Source organism: Ignavibacteriota bacterium (assembly GCA_016218045.1).
Classification (GTDB): Bacteria; Bacteroidota; Ignavibacteria; order SZUA-365; family SZUA-365; genus JACRFB01.
In genome coordinates this window covers 1-24,186 of the sequence record JACRFB010000015.1, presented here as the reverse complement: position 1 = coordinate 24,186, position 24,186 = coordinate 1, and the positions used below count along the sequence as shown (strand labels likewise).

Annotated in this window: 10 protein-coding genes; 2 read left to right on the top strand and 8 right to left on the bottom strand. The window is 60.7% G+C overall.

Features of this window, described 5'->3' with window-relative positions; translation table 11 throughout:
- Positions 1-12: 12 nt before the first annotated feature.
- The 4 genes from HY962_05180 to HY962_05165 all read right to left on the bottom strand — a co-directional run bounded on the left by HY962_05180 (position 13) and on the right by HY962_05165 (position 12,597).
- On the bottom strand, positions 13-5,343 hold the full coding sequence (locus HY962_05180) for a hypothetical protein (GenBank protein ID MBI5646306.1): 5,331 nt from the start codon (positions 5,341-5,343) through the stop codon (positions 13-15).
- Between the two features lie 46 nt (positions 5,344-5,389).
- Positions 5,390-10,708 carry a T9SS type A sorting domain-containing protein gene (locus tag HY962_05175; protein ID MBI5646305.1) on the bottom strand — a complete coding sequence of 1,773 codons (5,319 nt, stop codon included), beginning with the start codon at positions 10,706-10,708 and terminating at the stop codon, positions 5,390-5,392.
- Between the two features lie 51 nt (positions 10,709-10,759).
- On the bottom strand, positions 10,760-11,398 hold the full coding sequence (gene lexA / locus HY962_05170; GenBank protein MBI5646304.1) for a repressor LexA: 639 nt from the start codon (positions 11,396-11,398) through the stop codon (positions 10,760-10,762).
- A gap of 344 nt (positions 11,399-11,742) precedes the next feature.
- Positions 11,743-12,597: a metallophosphoesterase gene (locus HY962_05165; protein ID MBI5646303.1), complete on the bottom strand. Its 855-nt coding sequence runs from the start codon at positions 12,595-12,597 to the stop codon at positions 11,743-11,745.
- A 244-nt stretch (positions 12,598-12,841) separates the two neighbouring features.
- Here HY962_05165 and HY962_05160 point away from each other — a divergent pair, with 244 nt between their 5' ends.
- On the top strand, positions 12,842-15,181 hold the full coding sequence (locus tag HY962_05160) for an Omp28-related outer membrane protein (GenBank protein MBI5646302.1): 2,340 nt from the start codon (positions 12,842-12,844) through the stop codon (positions 15,179-15,181).
- A 380-nt stretch (positions 15,182-15,561) separates the two neighbouring features.
- On the opposite strand, the gene HY962_05155 is transcribed toward HY962_05160, so the two are convergent.
- The 4 genes from HY962_05155 to HY962_05140 all read right to left on the bottom strand — a co-directional run bounded on the left by HY962_05155 (position 15,562) and on the right by HY962_05140 (position 23,439).
- Positions 15,562-17,643, bottom strand: a complete 2,082-nt coding sequence (locus HY962_05155; GenBank protein MBI5646301.1) for a S9 family peptidase — start codon at positions 17,641-17,643, stop codon at positions 15,562-15,564.
- Between the two features lie 113 nt (positions 17,644-17,756).
- The gene (locus tag HY962_05150; protein ID MBI5646300.1) at positions 17,757-20,135 is read right to left on the bottom strand and encodes a glycoside hydrolase family 31 protein; all 2,379 of its coding nucleotides are present in this window, start codon (positions 20,133-20,135) and stop codon (positions 17,757-17,759) included.
- 445 nt (positions 20,136-20,580) lie between these two features.
- Positions 20,581-22,029: a hypothetical protein gene (locus HY962_05145; protein MBI5646299.1), complete on the bottom strand. Its 1,449-nt coding sequence runs from the start codon at positions 22,027-22,029 to the stop codon at positions 20,581-20,583.
- Positions 22,030-22,083: 54 nt separating this feature from the next.
- A complete protein-coding gene (locus HY962_05140; protein ID MBI5646298.1) occupies positions 22,084-23,439 on the bottom strand; it encodes a hypothetical protein in 1,356 nt (451 codons plus the stop codon).
- Positions 23,440-23,625: 186 nt separating this feature from the next.
- Here HY962_05140 and HY962_05135 point away from each other — a divergent pair, with 186 nt between their 5' ends.
- Positions 23,626-23,886 (top strand): hypothetical protein, encoded by a 261-nt coding sequence (locus HY962_05135; protein MBI5646297.1) that lies wholly within the window; start codon positions 23,626-23,628, stop codon positions 23,884-23,886.
- The last annotated feature ends 300 nt before the right edge of the window (positions 23,887-24,186 follow it).

Sequence of the window (24,186 nt, the reverse complement as noted above, 5' to 3'; positions counted from 1 at the left end):
CACCTTCGCGTGTCAGCGCAGCACGGCGAGGCGGCCGATGAATTCCTGCGATGCCGCGCCGCTTTTTGCGATCACTTTGTAGAAATACACGCCGTTGGCAAGCACGTCACCATCCTCGTCGGTGCCGTCCCACGCGACCGCGTTGAGCCCTACGCGCGGCGTGTTCGACGGACCGATAAATCGCGCCGAACCGTCGGAGGACTTCATTGTGCGTATCAGCCGCCCGGCCACTGTGTATATTTTCACCTGCACCTCGTCGGGAGCACCTGTGCCGGTCAGGGTGAACGTGAATGTTGTGGCGCCGGCGAAGGGGTTCGGGAAATTGTACACGTCGCGTATCGAGGCCTCGGTGACAACACGCACGAGAAGCTCGCGGTCGGTCTCCGCAACCTTGTTTCCACTGGCGTCCTCCGCGTTGAAATGGAAGATGTGATCACCAGGCGACAGGTGCGGCATAAGTGCAACGCTCGCATCGTTTGTCGCCGTCCCGGGCGTGAAGGTCATCGAATCGCAATGAAATGGCTGCTCGTCGAGGCGGACAGTGAATTTGTTGCAACTCGTGACAGGCAGCGGACTGCGGTCCACAAGAGTAAGAACGATACGTGGCGTCGGACTCACAATCTCGCCGTCAAGCGGAGGATACCCGTCGAGCAGCACATCGAGCATCGGACGCGTTGTGTCGGAGCGTACAACAAAACGCGCCGATATCGTGTTGTTGTCTTCGAATTGTTCCTGGACGGTCCCGTCCTTGTCGACAACAACAAGCGCCTGATATCCGTGCGCGAGTCCCGCCGTGGGTATCTGCACGCGCCCCTCGTACCATGCGCCATGTGCGAGACCCGGAACGGGCACTGTCTCGATCTGCCTGCGTATGTTGTCCTCGCCGACGATGTCCACCTGAAGCGTGAAGGGGCCCGCGTCGGTCTCTCCCGCGTTGAGCACATCCGCGTGCAGTTCCACTGCCGTACCCTGCCCCACCGTGTCGTTGACGACGGCGATGGACTGATAGTTCACCGCGAGCTCAGGAGCCATGCGATAGTCGACGGCCCAGGCGCGCAGCGCCGGCTGACCGGCGCCGAAGCGCGGAGCCATGACGGCGCGGAGGCGGAGCTGCGGATACCGTTTCGCGTCCAAGGAGGAAAGATCCAGCGAGTCGGGATTCGCTGCTGCAAGTACTTCCGTCTCCACTCCCGCGGTGTCGATGCCTCGCACGGTAACGGCGATGACGGTTGTATCCTTGCCGCTGCGCACGAGGCGCGCACTGACCCATCGCGCCGCGGGACCGATGGGCGGCGAGGTCACCACAGCCGTGTCGGGACGCAGATAGAAGATGGAGGATGTGTATGATTTTCCCTTTCCGGGAAGTCCGCGTGCCTCGGGCACACTGCCACGGGCGGCTCCGCGCCACCCGATCATACAATACGATCCGAGTGCAGCCACGCTGTCGATTCCCGAGCCGCCCAGCGCGTTCAGCGCGGATTGAAACACTGCGAGATTGCTGCGCGGGTCATAGGCCGACGTGATCGCCGCCAATTCACCGGGCTGAATGGAGTCGACATAGGCCTTGAAGGCGTTGCTCGCGACCCAGTTGTTCAGCGTTTCGAAATTGCGTTGCCGCTTCAACTGGAGTGTGAGACTGTCGAATACCACCACCGCATACCCTTGAAAGTATGTCGTGAGCAGAACGTTGAAGTCGTCGATTTCGACGGTCGCGTAGCCGCCATCCTGAATACCCGCGGACGATACGGCGATTTTCCGATATGGCGGCAGCACGGTCATACCTTTCGCGGCGTCGTAGAGCGCGGATCGTATTTCCGCGCGAGCAAACTCGGCGGAATCGCGCTGCACGAACAACGCGTTGCCGCTCCCCTTCCAGTACGCGAAGGGTCCGGCGTACAATGTGCTGCTGGTGGGCAGCGAGGCGCGCCAGTAATACTTGCCATCGGCGCCGGTCGAGGGTACCGCGTCGAGTACCGACTGCGTTTTCCCGTACGGTCCCTGGACAACCGTCGGCGCTTCGAAGCCCGGACTGGTGCTGAACTCATATTTCACGTTGGAAACGGCACCAGGATCTGAAATCGGATTGAGCACGGCAATCCGACGAAGATTTCCAATGCTGGTACCGAGCGGTTCGTTCACCGCCTTGATCTGTGTGCTGTACACGAAGTATTCGGCGATGGCGGTGTTGTCGGTCTCGCTGCTCTCATCGATGCGTCCCTCGGTATCCAACGTCACGCGTATGCGGCGTGTTCCGGCAATGCCGTTGACGGGGAACGCCACACGGACGGTGTCGCTTAGCAGGGGCGAAGCCCGGCGGGTTTCGACACGATGCAGCACGGTGTTCTGCTGCAAATCCTCGATGACGAGGGTCAGAGTATCTGCGCTGTAACGGCCCTCATTCCAGTAGGCGACATCAAAATGCAGTGAGTCGGCGACGTCGGTAAACAATTCTTCCACCGGATGCATCCAGTCGGGACGGGCCACGAGATTGGTCTTATGCGGGAAAGCGATACGCATGATGGGATCACCAATCAGGGCGTTCGAGCGGATCGCGATCATGTTGATTGTGGACAATCCGAACTTCCGGATGAGATTCCCCTTCGCCCTTCGATGTGCCTCGCCGATGCTGAGCGAATCCGAGAGAATCAACTCCGTGTAAAATTCGCTGGGAAGCACCAGCGATGTGGCCTCGAAGCCCAGTGAGGAATTACCGACATACGCGATGGCCTGGCCGTCCTTCGACGTCACGAATTTTTCGGAGAAGGATACGATGTCCGGCTCGGCGAATTTGCCTGTCGAACAGCCGAAGTCCGTCACCAACGAAGCACGCGCGCGTGCATTGTCGAGCTGCTGCGTTTCCTGTATGGCGTTGTCCCATACGTCGGTACCACTGTGCCCGATATACGAGATCATGATGCCGCCGTCGGAAATGCGTTTCTTGATCTGCTCGACTGTGTATGGTCCGAAATTCGACAATGGAGAAACCGTTTTGTAGAAATGGAATGACTGACCCGCCATGGGCGCAGGTTCCACGATGTCGCGAATCACCGCGCTGTTTACCTCGCGAAGGCGCAGTATGCTCTCAAGGCCCTTGTTTGCGTCGCCGCCGCTGAAGTGCAAGGTCGTCTTGTTCCAGATGTCGGGGACCATCGCCACGTACGCGCGGTGTTTCTCGAGATAGCGACGCAGATCGGCTGCTGAGGCCACCGGCAGTCGGCCGATGCTGATTTCCTGTTCGATGCCGAGTGTATCAAAACACACGAACCATGTGTCGGAGGCAGGCGCGCCGTACGTGGGCACATAATTCCTCGACCATGCACTCGCCTTGTTTTTCAGGTTCCAGTTTGCATCTCCCGCAAGCAGCACGTTCTCCGGCTCCTCCTGCGTCCACGTATTCCGCGCGTCCAGCAGGAAGAGCTTCAGTGCCTCTGGATTAAACGTGCCGAAAGAATAATTGTCGTAGATGTCCTCGACTGTCACAATCCGCGTGGTGGTGTTGTACTGCGACCGGATGAAGGCGGCATATTCTTCCGCGGCAGTCTGGAGTTCATCCGCCGTGAGGATGATATATTTCGCCTGTGGCGCCGGGACGCGAAGTTGTGGAACGTTTCGTGTACGGCCGGGAAACGGAGTGGCCATGCCGGCGATTGATGCGAGCGCGTACGTCGCGCCGTCGGTCACTGTGTCCACAAAACTGAGAGTCTTGTCGGAAGTGGCGAGATCGAGAGCGCTTATCCGTGTGATACCCGCACTGGTACGTTTCAGAAGCAGCGGATCGGCCGCCGTGACATTCGATACCTTTATACGCCTGATTCCCGCACCGAGGGCGTTTTCCAAACCGAAGAGAAGGATGTTTGACGTCGCGGTCAGGTAGCGCGGATACTCTATGTCGAACCAATCGGAGACGATCTGAATCTGCGGTCCGTCATACCCCGGGTAGACATCACGGTTGAACACTTCGATCTGATTTTCCCCCGCGAGTATGTTCGCCGTTGGAATGGTGGTCCTGAGCAGCGACTGCTCGTTAATGTTGAACTCGACCGAATCGAGCCACGGCCCGCCGTTGAGCCGCGCCAGGATCCGGTAATGTGGACGGGCCGGCGCCTCGGAATACCACGAAAAAAACTTGCCCCAGAAACGTGCGTCGATGCCGGGCTTCGGATTCGTGAGTGTGGTCCTGTAGGTCCGTACCTGCCCGTAGCGGACATAGCCGGCTCCACCGATATGCCAGGTGTCCTCGGAGGTCCAGTCGGAGGTTTGGATGCGGGTCTGCGACGTGTGGAGGCAGTGGAATTCGTCTTCGAGTTCGTAGCGATTCAGCGCGTAGTACCAGTCGAGCGTGTCCGAACCCGCGGTTCCCGCCGCTGCCGCGGTCGATATCCGCGCACCCGCGGTGATTCCGGGCACAATCCAGTACGCGACTGAATCCGTGTACTTGTTGAGGTATTCCGGATACGGTTCGTCACGCTCCTCGTATGTCGGGACGCGGCGGTAATTCGGATCCTCATAGTTTCGTTCGCCGAGAAAGACGAAATAGTCCGCATCGTCGAAGGAGCCGTCGTCCATACCCACCGCGAGCATCGGTACCTCGATGCCCTTCCGCATCAGACGCAGGTTCGCCGGATTCACACCGGTAAGCGAAAATCCTGAGGCGGCAAACCACGTCTTCGGAAGCTTGACGAGGCCGTCGTTTTTCACATAAAAACGGAGACTCTTGTCCGCATAATTCATCCACGCGCCACTCGTGTCGAGGTGGCGGCTGCGGCGCACGAAGGGTTGCCCGTTGTAGGGAGCTGCGGCGGCGGGAAGGGGCTGAGCGGCCGCGAGCCGGCTACCCTGCCGGGGACGCAGGGAGAAACTCTCGATCCAACGCAGTTCGTTCGTCGACGGATCGTAACTCACGAGAGGCACAACAAGCCGCACATACGGGGCGCCGTCGCGTACACCGTCGGTCTGCGATATCACCACGGGCCGGATGGCTGGACCGTCGGGAAGCGGACGCGCTTCGGCGGTGATTATCGAATCGACACCAAGCCGTTGTTCGTAGTACACATGCGGAGTCGCGCGCATCGGAGCGGACAGCCGAAGGTCGGCCATCTCCAACTCCGCGCACACCCCGTCAGGGCAGGGCAGCTCGACGATGCGATGCGGGTAGCGTATCATATCATGTATCGACGGCTGTATGCCGTCGACACGGAGAAGCGCAGTACCTCCCGTTTCTACGACACGGTATTTGTATGCGCTATTGTCGACACGCAACGGCTGCTGGGCATTCGCGGACATACTGAGCGCTGCGGCAAGAACAAACGCGCAAAGCGTGCTGCGGCTGGCTGAAAGTATCATGGGATGTCCTCTCGTCTGTGCGGCACACGGGCCGCTTCTGGCTGTATCAGCGGAGTTTAGCCAAACGCCCGAGTATCTCGCGCGTCGCGGCATTGCTGCGTGTAATGAACTTGTAGAAGTAGACGCCGTTGGCAATCACGTCCCCATCCTCGTCGCGTCCGTCCCAGGGGAGCACATTCTGTCCGAGGCGCAGCGCGCCGGGGTCGGCGATAATAGTACGAATCAGACGACCCGCCACGGTGTAGAGCTTGACCTCGATCGCTTCCGGCGGCGCTTCACCCGTGAGTGTGAACACAAACGCCGTGTTGTCGGCAAAGGGATTCGGATAGTTCACAAGCGACAGCACCTTGCCGTCGGTGTCGACGAGCACCCGCACCACAACATCGTCGGGTGTTGCGGGATTGCCGGATTCGTCGCGCGCATTAAATCGGAACACATGCTCCCCTGTCGCGAGTTGCGGCGTGTACTGCAGCTCGGCAGGACCCGTCGCGCTCATCGGCGTAAACGGCAGGCCGGCCGTCGAAACAGCCGAATCGTCGAGCGTGATGGTGAAGGCGGCGGGACTCGTGACACGCAGCGGACTCGCATCGGCGAGGCGCAGAAGCACCGCGGGTGTTGGACGGATGTAGTCGCCTTCCGGCGGATCCTGGCCGTCGAACAGCACCGTCAACATCGGAGGCACCGTGTCTCGCTGCACTTTCAGTCGCGTAATAAAGGAGTTGTTCGTCTCATATTGTTCGCTCACGGCGCCGTCACGGTCCACATACACCGCCACGTTCTGCGGGCCCGAAAATCCGGCTGTCGCGAGTGTGAGAGTTGTGTCGAACCATGCGCCGGATCGCAACGACACGACGGGCATCGCGGCGATCGGTCGGCGGATATTGTCTGGTCCGGTCGTCTCGACGTGCACCACAAAGCCGGCCGCATCACTCTCGCCCGCGTTTGTCACCGACACCGCCAGGTGCGCGGGATCACCCTGCGCCACGGAATCTGGGCTGATGGACACGGACTGATAGTTCAGCGCCAGTTCAGGAAGGAACACATATCCTGCGCTCCAGCCTTTAAGCACAGGAGGTGTTGAGCCGGGACGGGGAATCAACGACGCGGCAAGGCGCAGGCGCGGATAACGCGCCGCGTCGATTGCGGAAAGATCGAGCGTGTCGGGATTTGCGCGGGCAAGCACCGTCTCGATCGTGCCGTCGCGGCGCTGCCCTTCCACCATCACGGCTATGCCGGTTGCCGCCGTCGGTGTGCGTTCAAGATACGCGGTCGTCCACCGGCGCGCCGGCCCAAAAAACGGAGACACCACGAGAGCGGTATCGGAATCGACCACATAACTTGTGTCGAGCAGCACGCGGCCCTGAAATTTGGAGTTGAAGCCCTCCTGCACCGTGCCGCTCGCGGCCCCGCGCCGCCCGATGATGGCGTAGTTTCCGCGGTACGAATAGTCGTAGTTCAACAGTGTGTCGGCGTGTAGACTGCCGATGCCCTTGAGCGCGGCGGGGAGCGACGGGTGATACGAGAAGGGATCATCCATGGTCGCTATGGCGATGATCTTGCCGAAGGGCACCGACTGCAGAAAGGCCGCGGCACGCTGGCACTCGCCGGGATTTTCGTATGTGTCGTAGATGGCGATCGTATCTGGTGTAATCGTGACACTGTCGAGGATCACGATGTAGTATCCGCGTCCGAAGGTTGTCGGCAGTAGGTTCCGACCGTCCAGCGACACCGTGCCGTAGTTGCCGTCGTTATATCCGGAGCCGATCACGCGCAGGGCGCGCGCGCCCGGCGCAAGCGTGATACCCTCGCGTGTCAACAGCGCGTTTTCGCGCTGCACCGTCGCAAACGCCGCCGAGTCGCGCTGCACAAAGGGCAGCCGCGCGGTCGTGTTCCAGAAGCTGTACGGGCCCACGTATTCAGCCGCAGGCGCGTCGAGGCGCGCACGCCAGTACACACGCGCGCCGGGCGGCAAAGAGGCGGGCATGTCGATACGTGTGGTCGTGCGCTGGTATGGCAGGCGTTGCAGCAACGGCGATACAAAGGAGACGGTGGTGTCGAACTCCACCAGCACCTCGCGCACATCCCCGGGATTAAGAATGGGATTCAACATCACCGCCTCGGGCCGTCCGTCCGCGGTCTGCACCAGCGAGACGTTTGCGATCTGCAGATGCGTGCTCAACACGGTGAACGGATAATCGGCCGTATTGTCGTCCTCGCGCGACTCGTCCACGCGGGAGTCGGCATCCGCCATCACGCGCAGCACATGCGCGCCCGGCACGTCGCCGCCCGGAATGGACACGTCGAGCGTGTCGTACAGCGAGGGAAGCGGACGGCGGAAACGGCGTTCAACACGGGCGGAACCGGCCACCATGTCGCGCACGACGATGGTGACGGAGTCCGGTGTCAATGTGCCGAAGTTCGCGAGCACGATGCGGAAGGCGAGTGTGTCCATCGCATTTGTGAAGATGTCCGTCCCCGGTCTCACCCACTCGGCGCGCGCCACAAGATTCGGCGCGCGCGGCACGGGCAGCCGAGCGATGGGATCGCCGATCAGGGTGTTCGACTGTATCGCGATACGATTGACGACGGAATTGCCGTACAGACGCAGCAGTTCGCGCTTCGAGGCGAGATGCGCATCACCTATCGACGGCGCACCCTCGCGCAGCAGCGAGCGGTAGAACAGGACGGGCATGATGGCCGCGGTGCTCGTGTAGCCGATGGCCGCATTGCCGATATACCCGATTGCTTGCGTGCCCTCGGGCACCACAAACAGCTCGGCAAAGGCGCTGCCGTCGGGATCGGCGAATTTGCTGGTCGAGCAGCCGAAATCCGACACCAGAGAGGCCCGCCCGGAATTGTTGAAAAGCTGTGCCGGATCACCGATGGTGTTGTCCCAGGTCCGTATGGCCGCGTGCCCGATGTACGAAATGATGATGCCGCCTTCGCCGATTTTTTCCTGCACATACGACGCGGTGAAGGGACCAAAATCGGTGGGCGGAGTCTTGGTCTTGTAAAAATGCACGGGATTCCCCGCGTACGGCGCGGGTAGCACGGCCTCGCGAATCACGGACTCGTTGATACGCCGCAGTTCGTCGATTTTCTCCTGCGGGATGTTGGTTGTGCCTCCGCTGAAATGCAGCGAGGTCTTGTCCCACACGTCGGGCGGCGCCGCGAGCATACGCGCGTGTTTGTCGCGATACGCGAGCAGCTCGGCCCCGCTGTGCGCGGTGATACGGCCGATGGCCAGCGAGGGCTCGATGCTGAGCGTGTCGAAACTTCCGAACCAGATGTCGCTGACCGGGAAACCGTAGGTCGGCACAAAGTTGAACGACTGCGGCGTGGAAGCGTTTTTGTAGTTGTAATTGGCGTCGCCCGCAAGCAGCAGATAGCGTGGTGTCTGTTGCGTCCACGTGTTCATCGCGTCGAAGAGGAACACCTTTATCGCTTCCGGCTGGAACTGCCCGAAGCTGTAGTTATCGTACACATCCTCCACGGCCACAACACGTGTGCTCACATTGTACGACTGCGTGATGAAGCGCGAATATTCCTGCGCCTCCGCAAGGAAATCGCGCGCTGTGATCACCAGATACACCGCCTGTGACGCCGTCGAACGGAGATCGGCGATAACACGCTTCTGCGCGGGAGGAGCGGCCGGCACACTGTCGAGTGCGTGCACGGAATACTGCGTACCCGCGACCAGTGTGTCGGCAAACACCAGGGTGAACGGTGCAGTGGCGCTGATGGAGACCGGCGCGAGAGAAACGACATCGTTCCCCTTTCGGCGGAGGATCAGAGGGTTCGCTGCCGAGAGGCCCGTGATACGGAACAGTGCGGGGCCGGAGCCCATGTCGGGATCCACGCCGAAATCGAGGCGCGGACCGCGCGCAACGAGATGCCGCGGATACTCGACATCGAACCAGTCGAGATACAGGGCGTTGTCGCCCTCATAGAATTTGACGTTGCGCACGTCGAGCAGGTTCTCGCCGTTTTTAATGTCGGTGCCACTGCCACGCGCCACCACCAAACCCTGGCGGTTCACGTTGTACACGACGGAATCGAGCACGGGGCCGCCGTTCAACGCCACCGTCACGCGATGATTCGGGGTAAAGGATGTGGGCGCGGTCCAACTGCCGGACTTCTGCCAGATACGCGCGCGCGGACCGCTCCGCACGTTGTCGGCCTGGAAGGCGAAGGAGGCCTTTCCGATGCCGAGCCAGGTTTCGAACCACGTCTTGTCGGCCGTCCATGCGTTTACCTGCTGGCGGACCGGATCGGTGGAAACGGCGAAGAGATAGTTGTCGGCCTCGTGATGCACAAGTTCGAAGGCCCAGTTCACCGTGTCGCGCGGCGGCACGGCGGGCGCCGCAATCACCTGCGCACGGCGGCCGGACGCGGTTCCGAGAAAGAGCCAGTAGGCGGACGAGTCACCATACTTGTTGATGTACTGCGGACAAGGATCGTCGGGATCGGCGGGCACAAAGCGGTAGCCGCCGTCGTCGTAGCGGCGCTTGCCATAAAAGAAAAACGCATCCTGATCTCCGAAACTTCCGTCGTCGAGGCCCACGGCATGCAGAGGGATTTCGGTGCCGCGTTTGACCAGACGCACGCCCGCGGGATTGATTGACGCGGGATCAACTCCCGCCGCGCGCAGCCACGCGGCGTCGATTCTAACGATGCCGTCGGTGCGGATGTCAAAGCGCAGCGCCTCGGCACCCCGGTCGATCCACGCGCCGCTGGTGTCGAGATCCGCCGAGCGCCGTATGAAGGGCTGCGCCCTGTACGGCCCGCGCGCTGTGGGCGCGGGCAGGGAGCCGGCCGGACCCGCAGCAAACACATACTCGAATTCATAGGTGCGCACCCAACGCGTCTCTCCGCGCGCGGCATCGAAGTCCAGCAGCGGCACTTCGACCTCGGGCCGCAGCACACCGTCCTCATATGTCAGGCGCTGCGAGAGGATAGAGACGCCGGTGTCGGACGACGGCGCCTCGCGACGGATGTGGACCGCCGCCAGGGAGGAATCCGCCTGCAACACATACCGCGCGCCGTAGTAGGGCCAGGCCTTGTACGAGGCGCCGTATTCCACCGCGCGCAGCGCCACCACCGCCCCCTCCGGGGCTTCGGCAAACCGGATACGCCGCACTGGACGGCGGACAGGTCCATCCGCATCGGGAGCTATACCGTCCACCACAAACACATCCGCCGCACCCACACGTGTCACATGATGCGTGTACACGTCGTTCGTGACGCGGATCCGCGAGGTCTGCGCACGTGTCTGTACGGTAAAGGCGAGCGGCAACAGCGTGGCAAGAATTACCGCGCGGCTGAAGTGTGATACATGGAAAACGGAAGGTAATTGGAACTTCATAGTGGAGAGGCGGACGTCGGCCCCCGGCGACCGTGATACAAGGCGAATTGATCAGTTCAATTTCGCCGATTCGGTACGGAAGTCAAAACAGTTCCCGAGATCGCGAAGCACGAGCATCACCTTTCCGACAATAAAGAACTCATCCTCTTTTTCCACCTCGATCTCCTTGAACGAGGGATTGGCCGGCAAAAGCCGCACCCTGTGCCCGCTCTGCGAGAACGTCTTCACGGTCAAACCGCCGTTGTACCAGGCAACCACGGTTTCCCCCGTCGAGGCATGGCGCTGTTCGCGCAGCAGCACCACGTCCCCAGGCAGAATGCCCGCGTCCTTCATGCTGAAACCCTGCACACGCAGTGCAACGGGATTTTCAAAGGGCACGATGCGTTTGTCGAAGGTCAGGAACTCGAGCGCCTCCTCCTGCGCGAGTGCGGGCGCGCCTGCGCGCACATCCCCGAGTATCGGCACGCGCACCTCCATGTGGCGCATCAACCGGATGCCGCGACTGATGCCCGGCGTGATTTCGATCACGCCCATTTTTTCGAGGCCCTTCAGCACGATTTCGACGCTGCGCTTCCAGAGACCTGTCGCGTCGGCGATCTCATCCAGACTCGGCGCGCGCCCGTTTTCGTCCACGTAGCGCTCCAAAAATCGCGCGACCTTTTTTCTGTTTTCCGTCCACTGTACCGGCATCGTTTTCCTGTTTAGCTATTTGTCTAACCGAATCTACGCTGTCCGGGGATTCGATGCAAGTGGGATTGAAATCAGTCCGTTTTCCCATCTCTACAAGGTTTACTACGTGTGCGCGTGTGAGGAGTTAGGACACAGGATACAGGAGTAATATGTCGACCGGCTGTTGTCTCCTGTATCCGGTATCCTGTTTCCTCACGCTCGTGTTAGGAATCAGGAGAAAGGATGCAGGAGACATGGGTTGATTCAGTTGCTGACTCCTGTATCCTGTATCCTGTATCCTCACGCTCGTGTTAGGAGACAGGACACAGATCCGGCACAGAGAGTTTAAAGAAACAGCAGCACCACTACTCAATCCGGCATATCCGCATCGGTTCGGCGCCGTAGCCGACTTCCACAATTTGATCCGCATAGAGTTTAAAGACGGCGAAGGGCGGCTTCTCGGGATATTCGACAAGCGCTTTCACCGTGATGTGATGAACGCCGTTTCTGAGTGCGTAGCCGCCTATGTGGTCGTGGCCCGCTATCCAGGCCACAACGCAGCGGGAAGAATCGAGGATGGACAGTATCGGGGCGGGATTGTCGAGACGGTGATTGGGCGAGGCCTCGAAGAGCAGCGGGTAGTGGCAGAAGACAATCACCCGTTCGCGCTTTTTTGCCGCCGCGGCAAGCACTCCGCGCAGCCAGAGCTTCTGCTTCTCGCCGATTTCGGCGCCAGCGCCGTCGTTGGCGTCGAGCACAACGAAGTGCCAGCCCTTGGCCGCCGGCAGGACAAAGTCGTGGTACAGCGACTTCAGTTTCCACTTCTTCCGCAATACCGACGCCCCGGCACGATGGCAGTGATTGCCCGCCACGTACACTGTGCGGCCTTTGATAGCGGCGAAGGTACGCATCACGGTGTCGATGTCGCGACCGGAGCGCAGCGAATCGGTCTCCCACCCGTCGATATTGTCGCCGAGCGAGGCCGTGAACGCCACACCTTCCACACTCAGCGCGGCAAGCACGGTCCTGAGCCGCGCGAGCGAACCCCGATAGTCGCGCGGGCCGTCCGCGTCGCGGTCGGACCACTGCACGTCGGCCACGACACCAAACGACACCAGGGGTTTCTGCGCCAGCGCCGCGGATATCGTACACGAGACCGCAAGCACTATAAAAACGAGGGAGCGGATCAAAGCACTACGAAACGAGAAGCGGATCGCCATGGTGTACCTCCGATTGTGCTGGAAAAAAATACGGGATTCCCGCATGACCTGCGATTCCGGTGAAAGAAAAGTCGCTGTAGCCGGTCCTGTTTTTTCCTGCTTGACCTTCAAACGTGTCCTCCCTACATTGCTTCATTGTGCAGTACTAGGCATCCCGCCCTTACACCTCCCAACCCCAGGAAATTCAGACGCCGAGGCGGCATTCCGTCCGGCGACACGGCGATACACTTTTAAAGGAGTTCCTATGAGACGTGTGTACACGCTTCTCGCCCTGTTGTTTGCAACGGGCGTGTTTGTTTCCGCCATGCCATCCACACTGCTCGCGCAGGGTCAGGGCGAAGGCAATCGCGTCGCGGGTCAGTGGACGACGTTCACGAAGATGCCTGTCGCGAAAATCAATCATGCCGCCGCACGTATCGGCGGAGCAGTGTTTGTCCTCGGTGGCACCACTGGTACAGACGCATCACTCGATTCATACATTTACGACCTCGGCACCGACACGTGGACGCGCGGCATTCCATCGCCGCTGAACCGCAACTACGGCATCGCGGAATCGATCAACGACAAGGTGTATTTTATCGGCGGGTACTCGACACTCTCCCCCATTTTCCGACTGGTGAATCCGGTGTCCGAATTTGATCCGGCATCAAATCAGTGGAAGGAATTGTCGCCGATGCCCACGCCTGTGGCGGCCGCGGGTTCCTTTGTGGTCGACAACAAAATCTACGTGGTTGGCGGATCGGCCAGCGGCGGATTCAACACCGACTACAAGGATCTCGTGCAGATATTCGATCCCGCAACAAACAAGTGGGAAGCGGGAACGCCGCTCCCCTTCGCGGCGCGCAACATCGGCGCCACGGCCATCGGCAACACCTGCTACATCATCGGCGGCTACAACAACAAGGTGCAGCCCGCGGTGAAAAAGGAAGTGTACAAGGGCGAAGTATCGGGCACAACGATCACCTGGACCAAGGTAGCGGATTTCCCCGCCGGCACACCGGCAGGCATCGAACGCGCGAGTGTCGGCGCGGCCGAAGGCAAGATCTGGCTCGCGGGCGGACGCACGAACTCCGGCGTCAGCTCCAAGGCCTTTACCTACGATCCGGCAACCGACACCTGGGAAGCGCAGTCCGACAAACCCTCGGGTACACATTCCACCACACGCTTCATTTACGACGGCACGGGGCTCCTGTACGTGTTCGGCGGCACGATGGGCAGCGGACAGTCCGACGCGACCGAGGCGATTCAGACCAAGGCCTCGCCGAACTTCGCCGTCGCGGGTGTAAACATCAACACGCAGGTGAAGCCGGGCGACGCCAAGCGCTTCCTCGTGACGATTTCAAACACCGGCACCGGTTCGTGCACATGGAGCGCGGCGGTGTCGGGCGAAGGCGCGAGCGCGGTGAGAGTGGTGCAGTCGCAGGGCACATTGCGCACGGACGAGTATGGTCAGGTGACCATCATCATCGACGCCAACGGCATTGCGGCCGGTCCGCACACCGCCAGTGTCGATTTCACGAGCAGTGATCCCCTGCACGCGACCTACAAACTGCCCCTCTCGTTCACCGTCACAAATCCGTATCGCGTCGGGAAACGTGTCTTCCTCGAAGAGTGGACCGGAACCTGGTGCGGCTGGTGTCCCTACGGTGTGGACAGCATCCACGCGATCATGGAGCGTTATCCCGACAATCTCGTTGTCGCCTCCTATCACAACGGTGACGCGATGGAATTCATCTCCGACGCAGACCAGACTTGGCTCGGCGTGAAGTTCTTCCCCGGTGGTTTTGTGGATCGTAATTATTACGCCGGCGAGCAGTACACCATGGTCGGCCGCGATGTGTGGGGCAAGTATGTCGAAGCGCAGGCTGCAAAGACCACACCGGTCGACATCACCTTCTCGAACAAGACCTACGACCGTGCGACAAAACAGACCACCATCACCGTCAACGTGAAGTTCCTCGAAGACGTGCAGCCGCCGCTGCGACTGAACCTCCTGCTTATGGAGAGCGGCCAGAATTATCTGCACAAACTCTTCGGCAATCCGAACCAGACCATCATCAATCCGTTCTTCCACGAACACGTCGTGAAGCAGTTGCTCCCCGATGCGCTCGGAACGGAAGTGCTCGGAACGAATCCCGGCGCGGCCGGCACGATTTTCTCGCAGCAATATTCGTTCGTCTCGAAGGACTCGATTCCCGAGAACGCGGAACTCGTGGCCTTTGTCCATCGCAGCACGGCGAACGGCATCGGCGAGGTGCTGCAGGTAAACGATCACTATGTCGTCGACGACATTCTCACAGCGGTGGACGCTCCCCTCTCCACCAGCTTCGCGGTGCTCGAGAATTATCCGAATCCGTTTAATCCCGCGACCACCATTGTGTACAGCATCCCGGCCGCCTCGCGCGTGACGCTTGTTGTGACCGATATGATGGGCCGCGAAGTCGCCCGTCTTGCCGACGACGACAAGGCCGCCGGCACGTACACCGCGACATGGAACAGTGGCGCCCTCGCATCGGGCACGTATGTTGCGCGGCTCGTTGCGGGTAATACGGTGATTACGCGGAGTATGACGCTGATCAAGTAATTTTTTCGAGTGGACGAACAAAAAACGAGCGGCCGCCGGCCGCTCGTTTTTGTTTCCGCGAGTGGGATCTTTCCTACTCGTGCGAGGATACAGGATGAAGGAGACAGGAGACACGCACCGTGTCGATTCCTGTCTTCTGACTCCTGTCTCCTGACTCCTAACACTCGTGTGAGGATACAGGATGTAGGAGACAGGAGACACGCACTGTGTCGATTCCTGTCTTCTGACTCCTGTCTCCTGACTCCTAACACTCGTGTGAGGATACAGGAGGAAGGAGACAGGAGACACGCACCGTGTCGATTCCTGTCTCCTGACTCCTTTATCCTGACTCCTTTATCCTGACTCCTTACAGGCGTATGAGGATACAGCAAATCGTTGTGTCACTCGGCATTCATCCCCAGATGATACATCGTAAACGCATAGACATCGGCGGTTTCTTCAATGATTTTGCTCATCGGCTTGCCGCCGCCGTGTCCGGCCTTTGTGTCGATGCGGATAAGGACAGGTTTGTTACCCGTGTACTTTTCCTGAAGGGTCGCGATGTACTTGAAGGAGTGCGCGGGCACCACGCGGTCGTCGTGGTCGGCGGTGGTGACAAGCGTGGCGGGATAGTCGACGCCGCTGCGGATGTTGTGCAAGGGTGAATAGGCCTTGAGCGCGCGATACTCGGCGGGATCGTCACTCGATCCGTAATCACTCACCCACGCCCAGCCGATCGTGAAGGTGTGAAAACGCAGCATGTCCATCACACCGACTGCCGGAAGGGCCACCGCAAACAGGTCCGGACGCTGATTCGCCACCGCGCCAACAAGCAGTCCGCCATTCGATCCGCCCTGCATGGCGAGTTTGGACGGCGATGTGTATTTCTCTTTCACAAGATATTCGGCGGCCGCGATGAAATCGTCGAACACGTTCTGTTTGCGCAGGCGCGTGCCCGCCTTGTGCCACTCCTCGCCATACTCGCCTCCGCCACGAAGGCAGGCCATCGCGTACACACCGCCATTCTCGAGCCACACCAGGCGCGCGGCGCTGAACGAAGGTGTCATACTCGCATTAAATCCGCCATACGCATACAACAGCGTCGGATTCGTGCCGTCGAGCTTCAGGCCCTTCTTATGCACCAGAAACATCGGTACGCGCGTTCCATCCTTGCTGCGGTAAAACACCTGCCGGGTCTCGTAGGTTTCGAGGTCGGCGGCGATGTCGGGACGCCAGTACAGCGTGGACTTCCCCGTTGTGATCTCATACTTGTACACGGCGTTCGGGAAGGTGAACGATGTGACGGAATAAAAGGTAAACTGGTCCTCTTTTTTCCCGCCGAAGCCCCCCACGGTACACAGCGTGGGCAGCGTTATCTCGCGCTCGAGTTTTCCGTCGAGTGTGTATTGGAACACCGCGTGATGCGCGTCGTGCATATAGACGGCGATCAATCGCCCGCCCACCGTCCCCGCCGAGGCGAGCACGTCATTTTTCTGCGGCAGCAGCACGGTCCAGTTTTTTTCCTCGGGATGCGCGGGATCGATCCGCACCACCGTGCGGCGTGGCGCGCCCTTGTTGGTGTTGACGAGAAGTACACCGTTCTCGTGATCGATCACCCAGAAGTCGTCGTCGAACGTCTCGACGATCGGCCGCCACGTAGTCTCCTTTTTGGCGAGATCGCGCACATACAAGGCGTTGCCGTCCTTGCCCTGTTCGGAGACGGCAAGAATCAGGAAGCGTTCGTCGTCGGTGCTGCTCACCGAGAAGGTGCGGCGCGGATGTTCCGAGTCTTCATGGATCAGCACATCGGCGGACTGCGGCGTGCCGAGCTTGTGGTAGTACACTTTCTGCCGCTCGTTCACCGCCGAGAGCGAGAGGTCCTCCTTCGTCGGATCGCTGTAGCGGTTGTAGTAGAAGCCGTTGCCGTGCCAGCTCGCGCCGGAAAATTTTACGCCGGTGATGTGATCGGAAAGTTTTTCTCCGGTGGCGATGTTCTGCACGTGTATCTCCTGCCAGTCGGAGCCGCTGCGAGATATCGTGTAGGCCATGTATGTGCCGTCGTGGGAGTCGAACAGCCCGCCGAGCGCCACGGTCCCGTCCTTCGACAGTGTGTTCGGATCGAGGAATACACGTTCCGCGCCGTCGAGGCCCTTGCGCACGTACACGAGACTTTGATTCTGCAAACCGGTATTGCGGCTCATGAACCAATACTCTCCCGCGCGCCACGGCGCGCTCTGGCGTGGATAATTCCAGATGGCACTGAGGCGCGAGCGCAATTTTTCGCGGAACGGAATCTTTCCGAGATATTCGAAAGTCACCGCGTTCTGCTCCTTCACCCAATCAGCCACGGCGCTTGAATCCATGCTTTCAAGCCATCGGTATGGATCGGCGACCTTCTCGCCGTGATAGGCGTCCACATGATCCACTTTCGGTGTGTGCGGATACGTGAGCTTCTGCGCGGTGAGCGGACGTGCGAGCAGCATCAGGAGTGTGAGAAAAAGGGCGGCGCTTGGGATACGGCACATATGGGTGCTCCAGAGTTGAGAATCGTCTGTGTACGTGGAACGGGGGTGGAAAGATACGGGGAGGAGGCGCGTCAATCCCGCCACGTGATGGTCGTCTGCGGCGTAAAGGGCACGGTCAGCGAGCGTTGCTTCGGCGTGGATACGGTCCACGGAACCGAAACGCCGTTCACCGACGCGGATCCTTCCTTGTTCGATCCGTGCTGCACGAGGCGCACGACGCGCGCGCGGAAACTGCCCCGTCCCTCGGTATTTCCCCAGCTCAGCGAGCGGGACGCGGGATTGTGTTCGACAAGTGTCGATGCCGAGGGCGCGGCCACGCTGATGCCGTCGTCCTCGCGATAGACCATCGCGGTGATGGCACCGCCCTCCCACACGTGCAGCTCGAGTGTATCGCCGATACTATCGCTCGTGCTCCGCCCGACCGGGCGCATCGGTATGATGGCGCCGGCGCGCACAAACACGGGCAGGTCGGCGATGGGCGCCGTGACGGTGTGGATGCTTCCTCCGAGAAAAAGACTGTCCGATCCGAATCTGTACCAGATGCCGGCGGGCAGATACACATCCGCGCGGCGGTCGGTCGAGGGCACGGGCGCGACGAGCAGATGGTCGCCGAACAGGTACTCGCTGTGGAAACGCCAGTCGTACACCATGGGATCGTGCGACCATTCGATGGCGAGGGAACGCGCCACGGGCAGACCCGTCCGTTCATGCGTGCGGAAGGCCGCTTCGATGTAGGGCAACAGGCGATAGCGCAGGCGGATCAGCAAGCGCATCGTGTTCTCGGCATCGCGGCCGAAGGCCCAGGGTTCGGCCGACTTGCCACCGTAATGTTTATGCGCACGGAAGAAGGGCGTGAATACGCCGAGGTTCATCCAGCGTGTCATGAGATCGGGCGAAGGATCGCCGATAAAGCCGCCGACATCGGATCCGGTGAAGGGCACACCGGAGAGTCCGAGCCCCTGCACCATGCGCGACGACAGCATGAGATGTTCGTCCGATGCGAGATTGTCGCCCGTCCACACCGCGGAATAGCGCTGCACGCCCGCGTATGCCGCGCGTGTCAGGGTATAGGGTCGGATGTTGGGACGGAGCTTCAGCGCGCCTTCGTACGAGGCGCGCGCCATGCCGAGGCCGTACACGTTGTGCGCCTCGCGCATCGAGGCCGGCAGACCGTTGAACCCGAAACGCACAACGTCGGGTATGTTCTGTCCCCAGGCCGCGGGTTCGTTCATGTCGTTCCAGAAACCGTCCACTCCCGCGTCGGTCAGCGCGCGCATGGAGCGGCCCCACCAGAGCCGCGTCTTTTCATTCGTAAAATCCGGGAAGTGGCAGCGGCCGGGCCACACCTCGCCGATGTAGAGTGTGCCGTCGGGATACGTCACAAAGTGACCATCGCGCAGACCCTCCTCGTACGCGGGATATCCCTTTTCGATCTTGATGCCCGGATCCACGATGGTGACGAGACGAAAACCCAGTGCGTGCAGCGAATCAGCCAGACGTTTGGGATCAGGGAAACGATCGGGATGCCACGTGAAAATTTTGTAGGCGTCCATGTAATGGATATCGAGCGTGATCACGTCGCAGGGAATGTCTTTCTCGCGGAAGGTGCGGGCGAGATTCAGGACTTCGGACTCCGGATAATAACTCCACCGGCACTGCTGATATCCGAGTGCCCAGCGCGGCGGCATGGGCGCGCGGCCGGTCAGCGTGGTGTATTGCCGGATCACGTCGGCAACGGTCGGACCCGCACAGACGTAATAATCGAGATCGCCCGCGGGCGCGGAGAAACTCATGAAGCGTCCGTCGCTCGACGCGCCGAAGTCGAAGACGGTTTTCCGTGTGTTGTCGAAAAAGATTCCGTAGGCGAGCGAATCGTGCACGCCGATGAAAAACGGGATGCTCACGTACAGCGGATCCTGCTCGATGCCGTATGCGGGGAAGTCGGTATTCCAATTCACGAAACGGCGGCCGCGCCTGTCCAGCGGACCGGTCTTCTCGCCCATCCCCAGGAAATGTTCGTCGCGGAACAGGGTCCGATGACTGGTGACGTCGCTCCCCTGCCAGGTCACGCCGAAGCCCGCGTTGTCCTCGGTGAGCACACGGCCGTCGGGCGTGAGCAGGCGGAGGCGTGACGTGCCGCGCGTTATCTCCACGGTGATCGCCGCGGTGGAATATCGGATCGATGTATCCGTTTCTTCGACATGCGGGCTGATGGCCCGGCCGGATGTCAGCACCACCGCGGATGAACGTTCGGCGTCGAAGGCGTCGCGCGCGAAGCGCACACGCACAATCTCGTCGGAATACCACGTCAGCGTGGCGCGCGCGTTGTCACAGCGAAGCTCGACGGTATTGCCGTTCTGTTTCGCCGACACGATTCGTCCGGGCTGCACGAGTTCCTGCGCCGAGGTGTACGCCGCGAGTACGAGGAGGAGGAGTGGGATGCGGAGCATTTGTGGAGTAGGGAGTTGGGAGTTGGGAGTGGGGAGTGGGGACGGGGGACTGGGGACGGGGGACTGGGGACGGGGGACTGGGGACTGGGGACTGGGGACTGGGGACGAGGGACTGGGGAGTAGGGACGAGGGACGAAGGCGGTTACGCGACGTGGTGTCTCACTGAGTCCGCCTCTGGCGGAAAGTGCGACGGCACTGGGGACTACTGAAGACGTAAAGTACCAATTCGTTTCCTGTAACACATACGTCCTCACCAACTCGCAGGTGAAGCTTTCCAACTCACGCGCGACGATACACCGCACAGAACATATAAGATCCGTCACCCTCTCCCGCTGTCCCACTCTCCCGCTGTCCCACTCTCCCGCTGTCCCGCTCTCCCGTTGTCCCGCTCTCTCGCTGTCCCACTCTCCCGCTGTCCCGCTCTCCCGCTGTCCCGTCGCGCTCGCTAGAAGCGCCCGAACACACTCAGAAACGGCAGCGGCCTGATGGTGCGTGAGGTAACAAACAAAGCGGCGGGATTGATCGAGATATCGATGGATGTACGGCTGCGCTCTTCCTGCGCATGTGCGCGCGCGTCGCGGTCGTACGCGCTCAGCGTGAGGACAAATCCGGCCAAGGCACCGCCCATTGTGCAGGCCATGAGAATGCGGCCTTCGCTGCGATCCTGTGCCTCTTCTGCAATTGCACCAACCCCTAAACCGACGAGTGCTCCGACACCTGTTCCGAGCTGCACGAAGGTTGCCTCCGACGTGAGGAAATCGCGCCGCTCGAGGTAGGAATGTGCGTACACCATGCCCGCGATTCCGCCTATGACCCACGCGGTGCCGTAGTGGCTTAGCTTTTCGTCTTCGGCCAGGACAAGGGCCGTGCTGGGCACAGCCGCACCCATCACCGCAAACGTCGCAAGCACATTGGCGTCGCCCGTGGTGTAGTGCGAGGTGCTGGTTATGTGCGCGGCGGTTGCATAGCCGACTGCCGATCCTGCTAGCGCCGCAACTTTTCCGGGCACTCCATCGCCGTTGAATGCGTCCCCACCCGCCACCATGACGGCGGCCGAACTGCCGATGCCGAAACCCAGATTGCCGCCTATCGCTATGCTGCTCGCGCGGCCCGCGTCGAGGTTGTAGGCATCGGCGATCATGTAACCCGCGGAAAGTTCGCCCAGACTCAATGCGAGGGGAATAAACGCGTAGGTATCGTCCCGCAGGTCCAGAATATTCACGAGGAATACACCGTCCACGAGTCCGCGAAGACCACCTTGAAACGCCAGTGCGGCCATGCCCTCCGTGACCCGATGGCTGTGTGTCAGCGCATAGGGAACAACAAAGCTCATTCCCGCTGTGAGCAGGGATGTGCCGATGCGCTGCCGTTCACCGCGTATCTCGAATCCATCGGCAATGAGCTGTCCCCAGAAAGTGCCGCCAAGTCCGGCGCATGTGGCGATGAAGGCGGTGCGGCCCTCGCGGTCCACAACCATCTCGGGCATGTACAGATGCGCGCGGTTGGTGACCTCGCGCCGCAGATCCTGCATCTGTTCGCGTGTCATCACACGTTCGCTGCGCAACGGCGCTGTATCGGTGCCGTGATCGATGACCAGCACATAGGTGGAATCGGCCCTTTCGAACAGGCGCGCCTCGAGGAAACCGCTGACATCGGGGAAAAGATGGATGCGCCGCTCCAATTCGGCGCTCAGATGATCGAGCCGCGCCTCCGCATCAACAGGGATGAGCAGATCCTGCGCGCGTGCTGAACACGCGGTTCCGAATAGAAGCAGCACACAGCACACGGCTCCACGCATCGCGTCGCGGCGGAATTGCCGCCATCGATGCCGCGAACTCTCAGTGCCCGAATCCATACGTCCCTTCCCTGCTTTGTTTGTTGGATGTGCGGTCATGGTATTCCACATTCGCGACGCGTCGATCTTTTTCTTCGCACACATGCTCACACCTCAGAAGGTCGCGTGGATAGAGAGAAATGGCAGCGTCTGGCGGCGTGTGGCCGGCGAGTCGGCCAGTGTGAGCGCCAGCACCTCGGGCGCAAAATTGACGCGCAACGAAAACGAGCGCGCTGCCGCCTTGGCCTCGTCGTCGAACGACAGCAGCATGGTGGCGAAGCCCGACGCAGATCCGAGCAGCGTGGCAACGGCGATGACGGGTTCCGGCGTGTCGTCCGGTGCGAGGAGAAATCCCAGGCCCGCGCCGATGAGTCCGCCCGCGAGTGTGCCGCCGTACACGTAATAGCCCTGGCTCGCAGAGTAGTCGCGGTCGCGCAGATACGTGTGTGCGAGACCGAGTCCGACCATCGACCCGAGCGACATCGCGCCCGCGAACACACGCTCGTCCTCCGAACGTGTCGCAACGAGGACACAGGCGGGCACTGCCGCACCGAGCAGCCCCGTGGTTGTGACAACATCCACATCACCTGTCGAGTAGTTCGATTCGGCGCTCAGGTACGCGCCGAGACCGTAGCCGATGGCACTGCCGCCGAGCAGCCATGCAGCGCCGCCGGCATCGTCGAACGGATCACTCTCCGCAACTATGCCGGCGCCGAGTCCGATGCCCAGGCCGAAATTGCCGTACGTGGCAATGGTGGCCGCCCGTCCGCGCGTAAACGCGTTGTCACGCGCGATCACATATCCCGCGTACATTTCCGCCACGCTCGCGCCGGTCGCCAACGCAACAACACCCTGCACATCCATGTCGGGATCGATGAGAGAGGCGAATAGAAGTCCGTCGACACTGCCGCGGTACCCACCCTGCAGCGCGAGTGTGGCCATCCCGTCGGTGAGCGAACGGTTCGCCGTGACGGCGGAGGCAAAGAAATAACTTCCGGCTCCCATGGCGAGTCCGACACCCACGGCGCCGCCGCCATCCGCGTCGAGGATCACGGGCAGCGACCAGGAATAGAGACCGATCGAGAGTCCGGCCATGCCCACGAGAAATCGCGTGCGGCCCTCCTGATCGAAGGCGAGTGCCGCGGGTTTGCGCGTCAGGAGCTGTGCCGTCCGCAAACGCCAGGCGTCGCCATCGGCTGTGCTCATGGGGATGGACAGCCGCGCTGTGCGTCCGTCCTGTGTGTATTCGATGTCGAGTGAGTATGTGGAATCGGGATTCCGGAACAGACGCAGCTCGGAGAGGCCGCGATACTCCGGCAGCAGGTCGAGCCGGTCGACCGTCTCGCCGGACAGGCGTAGGACACGTCCGGCAGAATCGAGCGGCACCGCCACCCGCTGCCCCACGCTCTCGACTCCGCATAAAACAACGGCCGCTCCGATAAGCAGGAATACACGCACAGTTCGCATCATACCCCCGTGTTTATCCACCGTATTACATCGTATCGCACTAACAGGTCTGAAATAACTTACTGCATTTTATGGCGTGAGACAAGGTGGAGTGGGGAGTAGGGAGTAGGGAGTGGGGAGTAGGGAGTAGGGACTTTTTCGTATTTTTCTGCACCAATAAATGTTCCGCACCTCAATCGGGAGCACCTCATGAAAAAATCCATTCTCCTCATCCTCATCGGAAAACGTGGTGAAGCCGCGGTCAATGTGCAGAAAGTTCTTACCGCCTGGGGCTGTATCATCAAGACACGCCTGGGCATTCACGACGGCGTACTCGACAACTGTTCCGACGAGGGACTGCTGATTCTTGAACTACACGGCAGCGACGAACAGAAGGAGGAACTCGCCCGCAAAGTTGCAGTGATTCCGGGCGTGGAGTCGAAGCTCGTGGACCTCAGTCTTCAGGCGTAAAGAGGTAAAGGCATAAAGGCGTAAAGGGGTAAAGGCGTAAAGGGGTAAAGAGGTGAAGGGGTAACCAGGATGAACGCTGTCCTGCTCTCCCGCTGTCCTGCTCTCCCGCTGTCCCGCTCTCCCGCTGTCCCGCTCTCCCGCTGTCCCGCTCTCCCGCTCTCCCGCTCTCCCGCTTTTATGTTAACACACAAGAGCACGAGAGTTTTTTCTGTTATTTCTTTTTCACTCATAACTCGGACTGGCTGGGGCGGCGCAGGGCGGGCTCGGGTGAGACGTTCGGCAGAACGGCGGCGCGCGCAG